At 37.3% G+C, this 14,523-nt stretch carries 19 protein-coding genes; 15 read left to right on the forward strand and 4 right to left on the reverse strand.

The features are described from left to right. The first annotated feature begins 27 nt into the window (after window positions 1-27). The 9 genes from queG to ACLIJJ_RS05355 all read left to right on the forward strand — a co-directional run bounded on the left by queG (window position 28) and on the right by ACLIJJ_RS05355 (window position 9,661). Window positions 28-1,161: a tRNA epoxyqueuosine(34) reductase QueG gene (gene queG / locus ACLIJJ_RS05315; protein ID WP_233317386.1), complete on the forward strand. Its 1,134-nt coding sequence runs from the start codon at window positions 28-30 to the stop codon at window positions 1,159-1,161. 107 nt (window positions 1,162-1,268) lie between these two features. Next, on the forward strand, window positions 1,269-2,141 hold the full coding sequence (locus ACLIJJ_RS05320) for an amidase domain-containing protein (protein ID WP_237940741.1): 873 nt from the start codon (window positions 1,269-1,271) through the stop codon (window positions 2,139-2,141). A gap of 74 nt (window positions 2,142-2,215) precedes the next feature. Continuing rightward, entirely contained in the window at window positions 2,216-2,701 is a 486-nt protein-coding gene (gene trmL / locus ACLIJJ_RS05325; protein ID WP_233317384.1) for a tRNA (uridine(34)/cytosine(34)/5-carboxymethylaminomethyluridine(34)-2'-O)-methyltransferase TrmL, read from the forward strand. A 130-nt stretch (window positions 2,702-2,831) separates the two neighbouring features. Then, complete coding sequence (gene nfsA, locus ACLIJJ_RS05330; protein WP_233317383.1) at window positions 2,832-3,581, forward strand: oxygen-insensitive NADPH nitroreductase; 750 nt, start codon at window positions 2,832-2,834, stop codon at window positions 3,579-3,581. 174 nt (window positions 3,582-3,755) lie between these two features. Then, window positions 3,756-5,651: a PrkA family serine protein kinase gene (locus tag ACLIJJ_RS05335; protein WP_233317382.1), complete on the forward strand. Its 1,896-nt coding sequence runs from the start codon at window positions 3,756-3,758 to the stop codon at window positions 5,649-5,651. 238 nt (window positions 5,652-5,889) lie between these two features. Further along, window positions 5,890-7,065 (forward strand): sporulation protein YhbH, encoded by a 1,176-nt coding sequence (yhbH, locus tag ACLIJJ_RS05340; RefSeq protein ID WP_233317381.1) that lies wholly within the window; start codon window positions 5,890-5,892, stop codon window positions 7,063-7,065. A 114-nt stretch (window positions 7,066-7,179) separates the two neighbouring features. Further along, window positions 7,180-7,737 carry a sigma-70 family RNA polymerase sigma factor gene (locus ACLIJJ_RS05345; protein ID WP_233317380.1) on the forward strand — a complete coding sequence of 186 codons (558 nt, stop codon included), beginning with the start codon at window positions 7,180-7,182 and terminating at the stop codon, window positions 7,735-7,737. Beyond that, window positions 7,730-9,286, forward strand: coding sequence for a hypothetical protein (locus ACLIJJ_RS05350; protein WP_411410641.1), 1,557 nt, complete (start codon window positions 7,730-7,732; stop codon window positions 9,284-9,286). Before ACLIJJ_RS05345 ends, ACLIJJ_RS05350 begins: the two co-directional genes overlap by 8 nt. 39 nt (window positions 9,287-9,325) lie before the next feature. Beyond that, window positions 9,326-9,661, forward strand: a complete 336-nt coding sequence (locus ACLIJJ_RS05355) for a GNAT family N-acetyltransferase (RefSeq protein ID WP_233317378.1) — start codon at window positions 9,326-9,328, stop codon at window positions 9,659-9,661. Between the two features lie 58 nt (window positions 9,662-9,719). On the opposite strand, the gene ACLIJJ_RS05360 is transcribed toward ACLIJJ_RS05355, so the two are convergent. Then, window positions 9,720-9,926 (reverse strand): DUF5348 domain-containing protein, encoded by a 207-nt coding sequence (locus ACLIJJ_RS05360; RefSeq protein WP_233317377.1) that lies wholly within the window; start codon window positions 9,924-9,926, stop codon window positions 9,720-9,722. Window positions 9,927-10,111: 185 nt separating this feature from the next. On the opposite strand from ACLIJJ_RS05360, the gene ACLIJJ_RS05365 reads away from it, so the two are divergent. Then, window positions 10,112-10,633 (forward strand): uridine kinase family protein, encoded by a 522-nt coding sequence (locus tag ACLIJJ_RS05365; RefSeq protein ID WP_411410804.1) that lies wholly within the window; start codon window positions 10,112-10,114, stop codon window positions 10,631-10,633. Between the two features lie 96 nt (window positions 10,634-10,729). Here the strand turns inward: ACLIJJ_RS05365 and ACLIJJ_RS05370 are convergent, their stop codons facing one another. Together ACLIJJ_RS05370 and ACLIJJ_RS05375 are read right to left on the reverse strand one after the other, a co-directional pair. Further along, window positions 10,730-10,876 carry a hypothetical protein gene (locus ACLIJJ_RS05370; protein ID WP_233317376.1) on the reverse strand — a complete coding sequence of 49 codons (147 nt, stop codon included), beginning with the start codon at window positions 10,874-10,876 and terminating at the stop codon, window positions 10,730-10,732. A 44-nt stretch (window positions 10,877-10,920) separates the two neighbouring features. Continuing rightward, window positions 10,921-11,298, reverse strand: coding sequence for a hypothetical protein (locus tag ACLIJJ_RS05375; RefSeq protein ID WP_233317375.1), 378 nt, complete (start codon window positions 11,296-11,298; stop codon window positions 10,921-10,923). A gap of 272 nt (window positions 11,299-11,570) precedes the next feature. Between ACLIJJ_RS05375 and ACLIJJ_RS05380 the strand changes: the two genes are divergently transcribed. Next, window positions 11,571-11,837 carry a DUF896 domain-containing protein gene (locus ACLIJJ_RS05380; RefSeq protein ID WP_233317374.1) on the forward strand — a complete coding sequence of 89 codons (267 nt, stop codon included), beginning with the start codon at window positions 11,571-11,573 and terminating at the stop codon, window positions 11,835-11,837. A 62-nt stretch (window positions 11,838-11,899) separates the two neighbouring features. Here the strand turns inward: ACLIJJ_RS05380 and ACLIJJ_RS05385 are convergent, their stop codons facing one another. Further along, the gene (locus ACLIJJ_RS05385; RefSeq protein WP_233317373.1) at window positions 11,900-12,514 is read right to left on the reverse strand and encodes a cupin domain-containing protein; all 615 of its coding nucleotides are present in this window, start codon (window positions 12,512-12,514) and stop codon (window positions 11,900-11,902) included. A gap of 316 nt (window positions 12,515-12,830) precedes the next feature. On the opposite strand from ACLIJJ_RS05385, the gene ACLIJJ_RS05390 reads away from it, so the two are divergent. The 4 genes from ACLIJJ_RS05390 to ACLIJJ_RS05405 all read left to right on the forward strand — a co-directional run bounded on the left by ACLIJJ_RS05390 (window position 12,831) and on the right by ACLIJJ_RS05405 (window position 14,457). Continuing rightward, window positions 12,831-13,103, forward strand: a complete 273-nt coding sequence (locus ACLIJJ_RS05390; RefSeq protein ID WP_233317372.1) for a CD3324 family protein — start codon at window positions 12,831-12,833, stop codon at window positions 13,101-13,103. Between the two features lie 109 nt (window positions 13,104-13,212). Then, complete coding sequence (locus ACLIJJ_RS05395) at window positions 13,213-13,860, forward strand: FusB/FusC family EF-G-binding protein (protein ID WP_251645051.1); 648 nt, start codon at window positions 13,213-13,215, stop codon at window positions 13,858-13,860. A gap of 92 nt (window positions 13,861-13,952) precedes the next feature. After that, window positions 13,953-14,147, forward strand: coding sequence for a spore coat protein (locus tag ACLIJJ_RS05400; RefSeq protein ID WP_233317370.1), 195 nt, complete (start codon window positions 13,953-13,955; stop codon window positions 14,145-14,147). Between the two features lie 16 nt (window positions 14,148-14,163). Beyond that, a complete protein-coding gene (locus ACLIJJ_RS05405) occupies window positions 14,164-14,457 on the forward strand; it encodes a spore coat protein (protein ID WP_233317369.1) in 294 nt (97 codons plus the stop codon). The last annotated feature ends 66 nt before the right edge of the window (window positions 14,458-14,523 follow it).

The raw sequence follows: 14,523 nt of genomic DNA on the forward strand, positions 1-14,523 counted from the left end.
CCAATGAAGAAGAAAGGAGGGAGCAGTATGGACTACGATCAACTGAAGCAGGATATCATTAATTACAGCAAAACAATTGGAATTGATAAAATCGGCTTCACTACTGCAAGTACCTTTGAAGAAATGAGAATCAGATTGATAAGGCAGCAGGAGCTCAATTTTCAATCAGGCTTTGAGGAGAAGGATATCGAAAAAAGAGTGAATCCCTCCCTCCTTTTAGATCAGCCAAAATCAATTATTTCCATTGCTTTAGCATACCCTTCCAAAATGAAGGAGCGTGTCTCCAGCAAAAAAGGAGCAAGACGAGGAATATTCTGCCGTGCTTCGTGGGGAACAGACTACCATGTTGTTTTGCGGGACAGGCTTTCTAAGCTGGAAAAATATATTATGGACAGAGTTCCTGATGCATTATGCAAATCAATGGTGGATACAGGGGAGCTTGTTGACCGGGCTGTCGCTCAGCGTGCAGGAGTCGGCTGGTCAGCGAAAAACTGTGCTATTATTACTCCTGAGTTCGGTTCGTACGTATATTTAGGCGAAATGATTACTAATCTGCCTTTCACGCCAGATACGCCAATGGAAGACCAATGCGGTGAGTGCAATAAATGCATCGATGCATGTCCAACAGGTGCGCTTATTCAAGGCGGGCAGCTGAATGCCCAGCGCTGTATTGCTTTCCAAACACAGACGAAAGGGTTTTTGGCCGAAGAGTTTCGGGAGAAGCTAGGCAATAGAATTTATGGATGTGACACATGCCAGACGATTTGTCCAAAAAACAAAGGCATGGATTTTCATAATCATATCGAGATGGAACCAGATCCTGAAATTGCCAAGCCGCTCCTTGTGCCGCTGCTGACTATCAGCAATAAGGAATTTAAGGAGAAGTATGGACATATATCCGGCTCTTGGAGAGGTAAAAAGCCAATTCAGCGCAATGCGCTTATCGCACTTGCCCATTTCAAGGAAGATAGTGCAGTTCCAGATATTATCGGCGTAATGAAAAATGACCCGAGACCTGTCATAAGAGGAACTGCAGCATGGGCGCTTGGGAAAATTGGCGGTGATGAATCACGTCAGGCTTTAACGACATTGAGCAATAAGGAAACAGACCCTGAAGTGCTGCAAGAAATGCAGGATGCACTTGCGCGGCTGTCATCATAAAGCAAAAGGAGTGACTCATTTTAGTCCTCCTTTTTTATTTACTGCATTTTTCAGGCAAGGTATTGCATCCTTTTTCATAAGTATAAGCATGGAAAGGAGTGTATAACTTGAGAACTCAGTTGCTAGAGTTAATGGAGAAAAGAATGCAGCAGTGCGTTGCTGATGCCAGGGGTTCTGTTTTGGATGAAAAGATGGAAAGAAAGACGAGGCTTTTTGATAAGCGCAAGGCTGAAATTGTTAATGTGAAGGCTCGTGGAAATATTTTAACTATTGAAAAGCAGGAAGAAACAGAGGAAGTGGACTATCTGGTACATTTTCAATACTTTATTAAACAAAAAGATCATTTCTATGTAGAGGAAGAAATCGAAAACAGGAAAGGGATCTTTTATAAAGGAATATTAATAGAAGATAAAGAAATAATCGCACCAATTCAAGCGGATGAAGCAAAGCTTTTAACAAATGAGCAAGAAGAGCGTGAAGGAACATGGAGATATACGTATGACAGGCTGAAAGCAGTCCAGTATGCAGAAAAATGGTGGAACAGCTATAATCCTGCTTATCATAAATTTGAGGTGGATTGCACCAATTATATATCACAATGTGTTCATGCAGGGGGAGCGCCAATGAGGGGCTATCCGAACAGAGGCAGCGGCTGGTGGATGCAGAACAACAGCTGGAGCTACAGCTGGTCTGTCGCAAATGCTTTTCCACGGTTTCTCGAATCATCCAAGCAAGGTCTTCGGGCGAAGGTCGTTAGTGATGCGTCTGAACTAAAGCTTGGTGATGTTATTTGCTATGACTTTGAAGGTGATGGTAAATATAACCACACGACAATCGTTACAGGGAAAGACAGTAATGGAGAACCGCTAGTTAATGCCCATACGTATAACAGCAGAATGAGATATTGGGGTTATGAGGATTCAACAGCATATACGCCAAATATAAAATACCGTTTTTTCTCGATTGTCGACGGACAATAAAGAAAGCAAAATCATTATTTTTTTGCCGGCAAGGTGTATAATAAACAATGAACTAATTGACAGAGGTGACAAGATTGGCTTTACATATTGTATTATATCAACCACAAATTCCATCTAATACCGGCAATATTGCAAGAACTTGCGCAGGAACAGATACAGTGCTTCATCTTATCAGGCCATTAGGGTTCTCGACAGATGACAAGATGCTGAAGAGGGCAGGCTTAGATTACTGGCAACATGTCGATATCCGTTACTATGATTCCATCGAGATTTTCTTTGAGGAAAATAAAGGCGGGGAATTTTTCTATTTAACGAAGTTCGGAACGAAGCCTCACTCTTCCTTCGATTACAGTGACAAGGACAAAGATTATTATTTCATCTTCGGCAGAGAAACAACAGGCTTGCCGAAGGATATCATCGAAAATAATAAAGACAGAGCATTGCGGATTCCAATGACTGACAATATCCGCTCCTTGAATTTATCGAACACAGCAGCAATCCTTGTGTATGAAGCGCTACGTCAGCAGGATTATCGTGATTTAAATAAGAAATATGAGTAATATTTGAGGGATAAGCCTTATGGTTTATCCCTTTTTTTATGGGCAGGCTAAGAGCAGATTATTATTAGATGTAGGTTTCTTTTATTATAATGAATATAGACGAAAATACAAAAAGATGGAGATGTATAGGATGAATAATGTTATTGAAACGATGCTGAACCATCGTTCTGTAAGAAAATTCAAGGATGAAGAATTAACAAAAGAACAAATTACAACGATTGTAGAAGCAGCTCAAAGTGCTTCAACATCAAGCTTCATTCAAGCATACAGCATTATCGGCATAACAGATAAGGAAAAAAAGAAAAAGCTTGCCGAGCTTGCTGGAAATCAGAGCTATGTTGCTGAGAACGGTCATGTATTCGTGTTCTGCGCCGATCTTCACAGACATAGTGTGGCTGCAGAAATGGAAGGAAAGGATGTATCAACTTCCCTTGAAAGCACAGAGAAATTTATGGTCAGCCTAATTGATGCAGCCCTTGCTGCCCAAAACGCAGCGCTTGCAGCAGAATCAATGGGACTTGGTATTTGCTACATTGGGGGAATCCGCAATCAATTGCCAGAAGTGGTTGAGCTGTTAAAAACACCAGACAGAGTGCTGCCATTATTCGCGATTGTCGCAGGTTACCCAGATCAGCATACAGATATAAAACCAAGAGTACCTTTCCATCATGTATATCATGAAAATGAGTATGAACAAGACTTGGACAAATACAAACAAGAGCTGGTGGAATACAACGACATCATTTCAGCTTATTATAAAGAAAGAACAAACAATGAAAGAAGCGATACATGGACTGCCCAAATGATAGGCATGCTAGATAAAAAATCCCGCCTGTACATGAAGGAATTCGTGGAAGGTAAAAAATTTGATTTGAAATAAAGATAAAAAAGGAATTCTTAGCCCGAGAATTCCTTTTTTTACGGGCATTTCTTCCCGTTAATATATGAGTCAAAGCTAGGCTTTAAAAACAAACCTTTCTTTTTAAGCATGTTCATTCTCCTGCCTGCATAGATTATATTAATCGTCTCTGATAAAGTGACAGGGGAGGTCCATATGAGTATATTAAAAAAAATCGAGATGTATAGACAGGAAGAAGACTTGCTTAAGTGGGAAGGAACATTTGCTGAGTATTTGGAGATCTTAAAGGAAAAGCCATGGGTAGCTCAATCAGCGCATTCACGTGTATACAATATGATCAAGGACGCTGGCATTGATGAAGTAAATGGGAAAAAGGAATATAAATTTTTCTCGAATCAGCTATTTGGTTTAGAGGATTCATTAGAAAGCTTAGTAGAAGAGTATTTCCATCCTGCGGCAAAACGTCTAGATGTCCGAAAACGGATTTTGCTGCTTATGGGGCCAGTCAGCGGCGGTAAATCAACACTTGTAACCATGCTGAAAAGAGGATTAGAAGAATATACGTACACAGACAGGGGAGCTGTATATGCAATTAAAGGCTGCCCAATGCATGAAGACCCTCTTCATATGATTCCGCATAATTTACGCAAAGACTTTTATGACGAATATGGAGTTCGCATTGAGGGGAATTTATCTCCATTGAATTTGATGAGACTGCAAGAAGAATATAATGGAAGAATTGAAGATGTTTTAGTGGAACGGGTTTTCTTCTCTGAAGATAAACGTACTGGTATCGGTACATTTAGCCCGTCTGACCCGAAATCTCAGGATATCGCTGATTTGACAGGCAGCATTGATTTTTCCACAATTGCCGAATATGGATCTGAATCTGATCCGCGCGCCTATCGCTTTGATGGAGAATTGAACAAAGCGAACAGAGGGATGATGGAGTTCCAGGAAATGCTTAAATGTGATGAGAAATTCCTATGGCATTTGCTTTCTTTAACACAAGAAGGAAATTTCAAAGCAGGCCGTTTTGCCCTTATTTCAGCTGATGAGCTGATTGTGGCACATACGAATGAAACGGAATACCGTTCCTTTATTGCCAACAAGAAAAATGAAGCATTGCATTCACGTATCATTGTAATGCCAGTGCCATATAACTTAAAGGCGTCTGAGGAAGAAAGAATTTACGAAAAAATGATTAGAGAAAGTGATGTTTCAGATGTCCATATTGCTCCACATACATTAAAAATCGCGGCAATCTTCACGATATTGACTCGCTTGAAGGAACCGAAGAAAGGCGATATTGATCTTGTAAAGAAAATGCGCCTGTATGATGGTGAAAGTGTGGAGGGCTTCAGCTCCGCGGACATTAAAGAATTGAAAAATGAATACGGCGATGAAGGCATGAGCGGGATTGATCCACGATATGTAATCAACCGGATTTCATCAACAATCATTCGCAAGGACATCACAACGATCAATGCTTTAGATGTGCTTCGTTCCTTGAAGGACGGCTTGGATCAGCATTCATCAATTACGAATGAATTGCGTGAAAAGTACTTGAACTGCATCTCCCTTGCCCGCAAGGAATATGATGAAATCGCGAAAAAAGAAGTACAAAAGGCGTTTGTTTACTCTTATGAGGAATCAGCTAAAACGCTTATGGATAATTACTTGGATAATGTGGAGGCATATTGCAACAAGAATAAACTTCGTGATCCGCTTACAGGGGAAGAAATCAATCCTGATGAAAAACTAATGCGTTCAATTGAGGAACAAATCGGGATCTCTGAAAATGCGAAAAAATCATTCCGTGAAGAAATTCTTATCCGCATTTCTGCATATGCCCGCAAAGGGAAAAGATTTGACTATAATTCTCATGACCGTTTGAGAGAAGCAATTCAAAAGAAATTATTTGCTGACTTGAAGGATGTCGTTAAAATTACGACTTCCACTAAAACACCTGATGAGCAGCAGCTGAAAAAAGTGAATGAAGTTATTGCACGCCTGATTGATGAGCATGGCTACAATTCTACATCTGCTAATGATTTGCTGCGCTATGTCGGAAGTCTATTAAATCGCTGATGATGATGAAGGAGAAGGAACGGGCAATGGACTTGTCTGTTCCTTCTTTTATCCATATAGAAAAAAGTTATATTGTCATTCGACCAAATTAGCGAATTATCTAAATTATTAGTAAATTATTTAAGCGTCATGCATAGGATAGAGTAATCACTAATTTTTTGGAAGATGGTGCCCGAATTAGTTTATGCATGAAACCAGAAAATGGTGCTGAAAAAATTTATTTTTAGGAGGGGTAAGGATGACAAAACATGAAAATAATCACCAGTTTGTAATTTCCCAAGAAGATTGGTCCCTCCATCGTAAAGGCCATGACGACCAGCAAAGACACCAGGAAAAAGTGCAGGAGGCTATCAAAAATAATCTGCCCGACTTAATTACGGAAGAAAACATCGTGATGTCTAATGGAAGAGAAGTAGTGAAAATACCAATACGTTCTTTAGATGAATATAAAATCCGCTATAATTATGATAAAAATAAACATGTTGGGCAAGGAAACGGAGACAGCCAAGTTGGCGATGTTGTGGCTCGCGATGGAAATGGCGGCCAAAAGGGACCTGGCAAAGGCCAAGGAGCCGGCGATCAGGCAGGAGAAGATTACTTTGAAGCTGAAGTGTCCTTAATGGAGCTTGAGGAAGCACTCTTTAAGCAATTAGAGCTGCCTAACCTAAAGCGAAAAGAGCAGGATCAGATTGTTGTCGAAAACATTGAATTTAACGATATTAGGAAAACAGGGCTGATGGGGAATATTGATAAAAAACGGACGATGATGTCTGCCTTTAAACGGAATGCAATGAACAACAAGCCAGGCTTTTATCCAATATACCCTGAAGACTTAAAGTTTAAGACATGGAATGAAGTTACAAAGCCAGAATCAAAGGCAGTTGTCCTTGCAATGATGGATACGAGCGGCTCGATGGGACTTTGGGAAAAATATATGGCGAGAAGCTTTTTCTTCTGGATGACAAGATTTCTCCGCACAAAATATGAGACGGTGGAAATTGAATTTATCGCCCATCATACAGAAGCAAAAGTTGTAACAGAAGAGGACTTCTTCTCTAAAGGAGAAAGCGGTGGTACTATTTGTTCTTCTGTATACAGGAAGGCCCTTGAATTGATTAATGATAAGTATGATCCAGGCAGATTTAACATTTATCCATTCCACTTCTCAGACGGCGACAACCTCACATCCGACAATGCCCGCTGTGTCAAGCTTGTCGAAGAATTGATGGAAGTCTCCAATATGTTTGGATATGGAGAGGTGAATCAATACAATCGCCACAGCACGTTGATGTCCGCCTACAAAAATATCTCAAACGAGAAGTTTCGTCATTACTTGCTGCGACAAAAGGCAGATGTCTTCAATGCGATGACGAGCTTTTTCCGCAAAGAAGAATCTGGAAAGATGTATGCGTAATGGATTAACACAGCTCTTTTTGGGAGCTGTGTTTTTTGCTGTAAATGTAGCAGAAATAAAAAATCTGCAACCATACCTTTTCAGCATCGTCTAAAGTTTGAAAGGGTGTAAAGAATGTTAGAGAAAAATAATAAAGATAATCTGGATGGGAAACATTCCAGCAGGGGGGAAATAATCGAGTGGTTAATGAACGAATATGGTCAAAGTGTCGTTAGGTTAGCATTCACCTTTGTGAAAAAGCAACAAATCGCTGAGGATATCGCACAGGAGGTATTCATTAAATGCTATCAGAACCTGGATACTTTTCGAAAGGAATCTTCCTATAAAACTTGGATTTATCGTATTACAGTGAATTTATGCAAGGACCGGTTACGAAGTTGGAGTTTTAGAAACATAGTGTTAACAGAACTGCTTTCAAAAAGTTCGATCACTAATCATACTCCAGAATCAGAAATACTGCATGTGGAAAACAGGCAGGAATTATCAACGAAGGTATTATCACTGCCAATTAAGTACCGTGAAGTTATTATTCTATATTATTATGAAGAGTTTTCCTACAATCAAATATCAGAATTGCTTGGTATTAGCATACAGACAATAAAATCGCGATTACATAGGGGACGGCTTTCTTTAAAGAAAATGATAGGTGAAGGAGGAAAAATCGATGGATAAAATGTTAAAGGATTTAAAAGAAACGATGGATAACACAGTCTTGAAAGAATTAGACTTTACAGAAATAAATAAGTCTAAAGTAAGGAAAAAAATCTCCAACGCTAACTTTGCAAAAGCGAAAAATACGAGGAGTCTATATCCGCGAATTTTGAGTCTTAGTTTTACTTGCATTTTTCTAATAGGTATAAGTTATTTTATGATACATACACTTAACCAAAGGGAAGAACCTATATCCAGCCACAGTGATAAAAATAATGTTGGTAAAAATAATTCCATTATTACTCCTCCTCATCAAGATGAAAATTATGAAGATATGAAAAAAGAAGATATATTAAGTAAACTTTTAAATACAGTAGATAATTTTCAAACGGCTTCCGGTGCATATGAGATGTTTGATAGATATTATGACGGTTCAACTAGTAACAATAACGTGGAATATAAGTTTAGTCTAAAAGAAGAAATTGGTGGATATGAAAAAATATTTAATATTCCTGATGAGTTTATAACAGATGATCCAATTACAACGAACGAAATCTTTTTTAATGACGAAACCATTTGGAATATAGATAATGATCGGAACACATACAGTACAAGTAATTATGAAGTGACACCAAAGAGGGAGACAGTTGAGCCGAAAGATGTATTTTCGATTCCAATAAATAAGCTATATGATTCTGAAGAGAAATTTAGAGAAATTCCAGCAATAGGAGATGTATCTCTGTTTCCATACGAGATAGCAGCGGAATATTTAAGATCTAGTAATGTTTGGGAAATTGAGAGGCAAAATGAAGAGCTGCTTGGTCATAATACGATTGTTTTGCATGGAGAAATAAATGAGGCTAATAAAAATATTATGCAGCCAGATAAAAAGAGCTTTCGTTTTTGGGTGGATAAAGATACAGGAATCTTAGTAATGTATGAATTTTACGATGAAGAAGGACAATTGATCAGTTATCTTCATCCGAAAGAATTATCAGTAAATGTAACAATTGATGCAAAAGAGTTTATACCTAAGTTAGAAAATTATAATTCTATGCAACATTATTCGGATATTCAATATGAGGACCCTAAAGAAAAAGATATTAGTATTGTAGAGAGTGCTGATACCAATGTGGAAGAGGTTGAGTCCGTTTTAGTCACTTTGCGGTCAGAGGTGCCTTTTCTGTATGAATTTACGAGTTCAGATGTAAAGATTTTCTCAGCAAGTTTGGAAAGATATAAAGAATTTAATCAAGCGTATTTAACTTACAGTTATAAAAAAGTAGGAAATGACCTTGGCTCTGGATCGCAAGTGCTATATGTAAGAGCATATCCTGAAGAATCAGTTGTAAGTTCATTAAATGATTTTAATACAGAGAAGGGCAATAAAATCGATTCGTTTACTTTGAACGAGATTAAATGGGAAGTGTATGAAATTAAAGATTCTAAAGAGGCGCATTTTATAGGCGTGTCGGGAGATTATGAATACGAAATGATCACTCAGGATGTTTCTGTTGCGGATGCAAAGCGTTTACTGAAAACTTTCAAAAAGAGTGCACCAAATGAATAGATGATTTAAAAAGCTAATAAGACTTGGAGGATAATAGAGTTGGATATCGAAATAAAGACCTTTACGGAAAGAAAAATCAAACCGATTGATGTTTTGAGCCTGTATAACGAAACAGGCTGGCTGCAAGGAAGACTGGATTTAGATATGGAAGAGATATTACACAAAGTGCCATCAGTTGGTGCTTGGAAGGGTGATACGCTTATTGGCTACGCTAGAGCAGTCTCAGATGGGCATTATAAAGCATATATTGAGGATGTAGTTATACATCGTTTATATATGAAGAAAAGTATTGGGATCAAGTTGGTTTCAAAACTATTGGACGAGCTTTCATGCAATCAGTTTATCTTGCGAAAAAGATTAACTGCCTTTTTATAAATAAACGGTTTTAAACTAGGCACCTAATACTAGTGCCTAGTTTTTTTAAAAACACAAATTAAACTACATTAGGATACTTAGCCATTAACCCTTGCAAAGCAATATCTGGATAACCGACTAAATAATAGTCCTCATGATTATGATGAACAGTTGTTTTTACCCATTGGTTTTGAATGAAAGCTTCAATGTCGTCATCTGTTGTGAAATATTCTCCATTAGGAAGTGCGTATCTGCCTTGTTCATTCTTCGATAATTCTGCATACATAAATATCACATCCTTTTTGCTATCAGCATTAACAATTTATTCGCTTCATAAACTAACAGTAACGGCGGGTTTTTAACATGATGAAAAGTGGTGATACAGTGATTTTTTATACTAAAAACGGTGAATTCAACAAATATAGACAGCTGCTAACGATAATTGATTCTACACCAAGAAAACAATCCACAATGTTAATAGGAATAGACGGTTGTGGAGGATCAGGAAAAACTACCTTTGCAAACTTGATGAAGGAAGCTTGTTCGTCTGTAACAGTTGTACATATGGATGATTTTTATTTACCATCCTCACAAATAATCAAAGCACAACCTGCTAATAAGCCAATTGGTGCCGACTTTGATTGGAAACGTGTATTAATTAATATCCTTATACCTGTTAGTCGAAACATAGAAGGAGCTTATCAACGATACGACTGGGAGACAGATAGTTTGGCAGAGAGGCATAACGTGCCCGTCGGTGGCATTGTCATCATAGAGGGAGTTTATTCCATTCGCAAGGAACTAGCCAATATATATGATTTAACTATCTGGGTTGATTGTCCCCGTGAAATCAGGTTAAGACGAGGACTTAATAGAGATGGTGAAGAGGCTAGACAGTTATGGGAGAATAATTGGATGGTTGCAGAAGATTTATATGTTAAGCACCATCAGCCGATGGAAAGAGCGGATATTGTGGTTAAGGGTTTTAAGTAAATAACAGTAATGCAGACAAGCATGCTAACGCTATGTAAATATTGCAAAAGAACCTTAGTGAAAAATCACCAAGGTCTTTTTTGCTATGAAAGGCTATTACTTCTGTTTGCCTGTTTTAGCTGCTTCTGTATTCGGAACAGACTGTGGAGAATGGGAATTTGCAGTACCTCCATTTGGCGGCCCATATGTATGAGCTTTATCAGTGATTTTAGCACCTTCAGAGAAATCATCCTTTGTTTTCATTTCTTTCACCTCCGTTTTTATTATGTGATTTCCTCCTTAGATTATTAATTGGATTTATATTCCGCATGATAAGAGTTTGCTCCTGCGTGAACTGATAATAAGGTGTCAGCATAACCCACCAGCCTGTTGATTACTTCGTCTGCGATTGCATACACAAGTGGGTGAAGCTCATTGTTAAAGAGTTTATCATCATCAAAAATAATAGTTGTATTAATAAATATTTCTTTATTTCCGTATAAGTTATAATGAATAATGGCTTTTCCTGCAGCTCCGCCAGTATTAGGATCAGCATAGTTTTTCATAAATAAATACCATTCTTCAGCAGTAGCAGAGCGGAAGTTTTTCGTGAACTTTAAGGAGTCTAGTTCCTCCTCTATTTCTTTTTTCAAGTGCAGGTCTACGACCGTATTTTCTTCTTTCATTTATAATCCCCCTTCTTACAGACCTTCAAAATGTTTCCCCTCATAGTTTGATCATTAACTTTCGACTTTAGTATGGATGGTTTGTACAAAGGGAGTCATAATTTAATTGAAGGAATATATTGACAAAACATTATTTGTATTATAAGATTATCTTGAATTCGAGATAATATAAAAATGTAACCAAATAAGAATACTTTATTTTTTGTATTTTATCTTGAATTCAAGATAAATGTTAAACTAACATTAATACATCAAATCTGGAGGTTAAAAAAATGCGAGAAACTTTGAATAGAATAAATGAATTAGCTAAAATCTCTAAAACAAGGAATTTAACACAAGAAGAAACAAACGAACGCCAAGGACTTATTAATGAATACATTAAAACGTTTCGTGGCTCTATGGACAGCATTCTTTTAAATACAACGATTATAGATCCATTAGGAAATGATGTAACACCAGAAAAATTAAAAGAAGTGCAAGCACAAAACAAAGTGGCAATCAGTAATGAGCAGACAATTGGCAGAATATATTCAAACTAAAGTAAACAGCTGCCAGCAGGCAGCTGTTTTATTAATGGTATCTATATTAACATTTTTTTAGTTTATAATTTTACATTCTTGCCGCTAATATTGATAACAATTTCTTCTTGTTTTTGTTTGGTTCTCTCCAGTTTAGGTGGGCCAATTTCAACAGCCTCTTTAATAGGACTTAAAACATCTTCTATTTTTTCAGCATTAACTCCATAGGATAGTTCATAAACCTCTGGCGGGGTAAGCCGTAACATATTTGATCCTAATGCTGTTTCAAATTGGTCATTGTTAAAGAAGAGATGCATATGCAAATTTTCAGAAGCTGCAGTAATCCAATGCCACCAGCCCATTGGAATAAACACAACCTGACCTGGTTTAGCATTATAGGTATGGAGTTTATTAGTATCTGGATCAACAATGGAAATTTGTGCTTCACCAGAAATGATAACATCCAGCTCCCAAGCATTTGGATGCCAATGTGGTTCGCGAATATTTCCCTTTGAAAGATAAACATCTGCAAAAGCACCGCCAACCATAGCAGGCAGCTGGGTGGAAGTTACTTTATAAATAATATTATCTTGGTTTTTTTCGTACTCCACATTATTTTTTGAATCAAAAAAGAGATTAGGAGTTCCGCTTGTTTTCTTAATATTTGTATTATCAGGGACAAGTCCTGACTTTCCCATTTCTACTACCTCCTCTGCAAAAAAAGGCTACTGTAAAGATATGTGCAGTGAAGATAAATGGTGATTGTCCGAATTAAAAAAACAGAAACAAACCAAACGCCTATTGAAATCCGTTATAATAAGGTTTAAAGGGAGGTGCTTACATATGGATAATCATAAAAAATTATCTAGTACTTCATCCACTCATGCAAAGCCTGTTATTGGGAAGGCGATTCTTTGCATGGGGCGAAACATTTAATTATATCGCTTAACACGCTTTTCTAATATTATGGCTTTGCACCTTATTTTTTCAATATCAATAAGGGGTGGAGCACAAATGAAATATACGAATGCGAACAAAGTTTTACCTGAAAAGCTTCTCTTAGAGATCCAAAAATATGTTCAGGGGGAAACATTATATATACCTAAACAGGAAACTGAGTATCAAAAATGGGGAAGTTCAAGCGGAGGAAGGCAACATTTTGACCGCCGCAATGCTGAAATAAAAAACTCGTTTAGGAATGGCAGCAGTATTGCTCAACTGGCCGAGGCATATTATCTTTCCACTGAAACGATTAAGAAAATTGTTTACTCAAATAAACGGCACTGATGATTTTCATCAGTGTTTTTTTATGTAACAAATGCTTCTAAGTTATTCTTTCCATTTTAGAATTCTGCTTTTTTCTATAAAATAAACAAAAGAAATGGAGTGAACATAAATGGAACCGTTTATTAATAATGAACAGCTGAACTTTATAAAAAACCAGGTTGCTTTAATTAATGACAGTATGAAAAAAAATGTCCCAGCAAAGGTTTTAGCTGCTGTAGTTGATGTAGCCAACAGCAAAATTCACAGCCTTTTTCCGAGTGCTTCATTAGAACAACAAAGCATGCTTAATCTTTCCAAATTAAAGACAGACAAAGAGTTTGACCGATATATTGAGCAGCTTTCAGCCTGCTTATTAGCATTTCCAACTGTGCAAGAGCAGGAGCTGAAAAAAATGTTTCCAAAGCAGAAAAAGTTAAAGCTGCCTGATTTATCTAAAATAGACTATAGCCGACTAACATATTTAAGCTGGAATGATTTACGATCGAATAAAAAATTTATTGTTTATGAGTTAGATGGAAAGCTGGTCGGTATAGAAGGAAGATTTATACCAACTAATAAAAAAAATCTTTGCTCCTTTTGTAATTGTTTTGGGGAGATTTCCTACTTCTCTACTATCACTAAAGCCAAAAAATCTAAAAATCCAGATTACTACAAGGCTATTGGTAATTTTGTTTGCACAGACAGCATGGTTTGCAATCAAAAAATCACAAGTACCGAATACTTGACCACTTTCCTTCACGAATCGTTAAGAGCATAAAACAGTAAATATATTTATGGGAAAATAGTTTATGCTCAGCTCCTTCCGGTTATATCAAATATATAAGACAGGATGAGGGAGGAGGAGTAAACATGGCTTCAGAAAAATTAGCAGTACATGAAACGCTAGAATTACATGAAGTGCTTACTTTGAAACAAAGCTGTCTCGTGAAATCTTATGCATTGCAATCCCTTGTGGAGGATGACACCTTAAAAATGATTTTGAGCAATGATGTGTCCAGTTCTGAGAAAGCAATTAAGGAGCTGCAAGCTATCTTATCAAAATAAAGGGAAGGTGATTAGAATGGGTATAGTTGATAAATTAAAAACTGCAGGAAAAATGCGTGATGAATTGATTGCAACAGAGCTGCTGGTTTCAGCTAAATCAACTGTCAGAACGTATGCCGTGGCCTTAACAGAAACTGCTTCGCCGGAAGTACGGGAAGTATTAAAAAAGCAGCTAGATGAAGCAATTGATAACCATGCGAAGATTGCCAATTATATGATGAAAAATGGTATGTATTATGCCCATGATGTAAATAAACAGCTTGAGCATGATAAAGAAAAAATAGAAAAATCACTGGAACTAGTGAATTAAAAATATGGAAAGACCCATGACTGCATTGGAGCAGACATGGGTCTTTTTAATTGTTTAAATTGATTG

Source organism: Niallia laureatilytica, from assembly GCF_046613985.1.
Classification (GTDB): Bacteria; Bacillota; Bacilli; order Bacillales; family Cytobacillaceae; genus Niallia.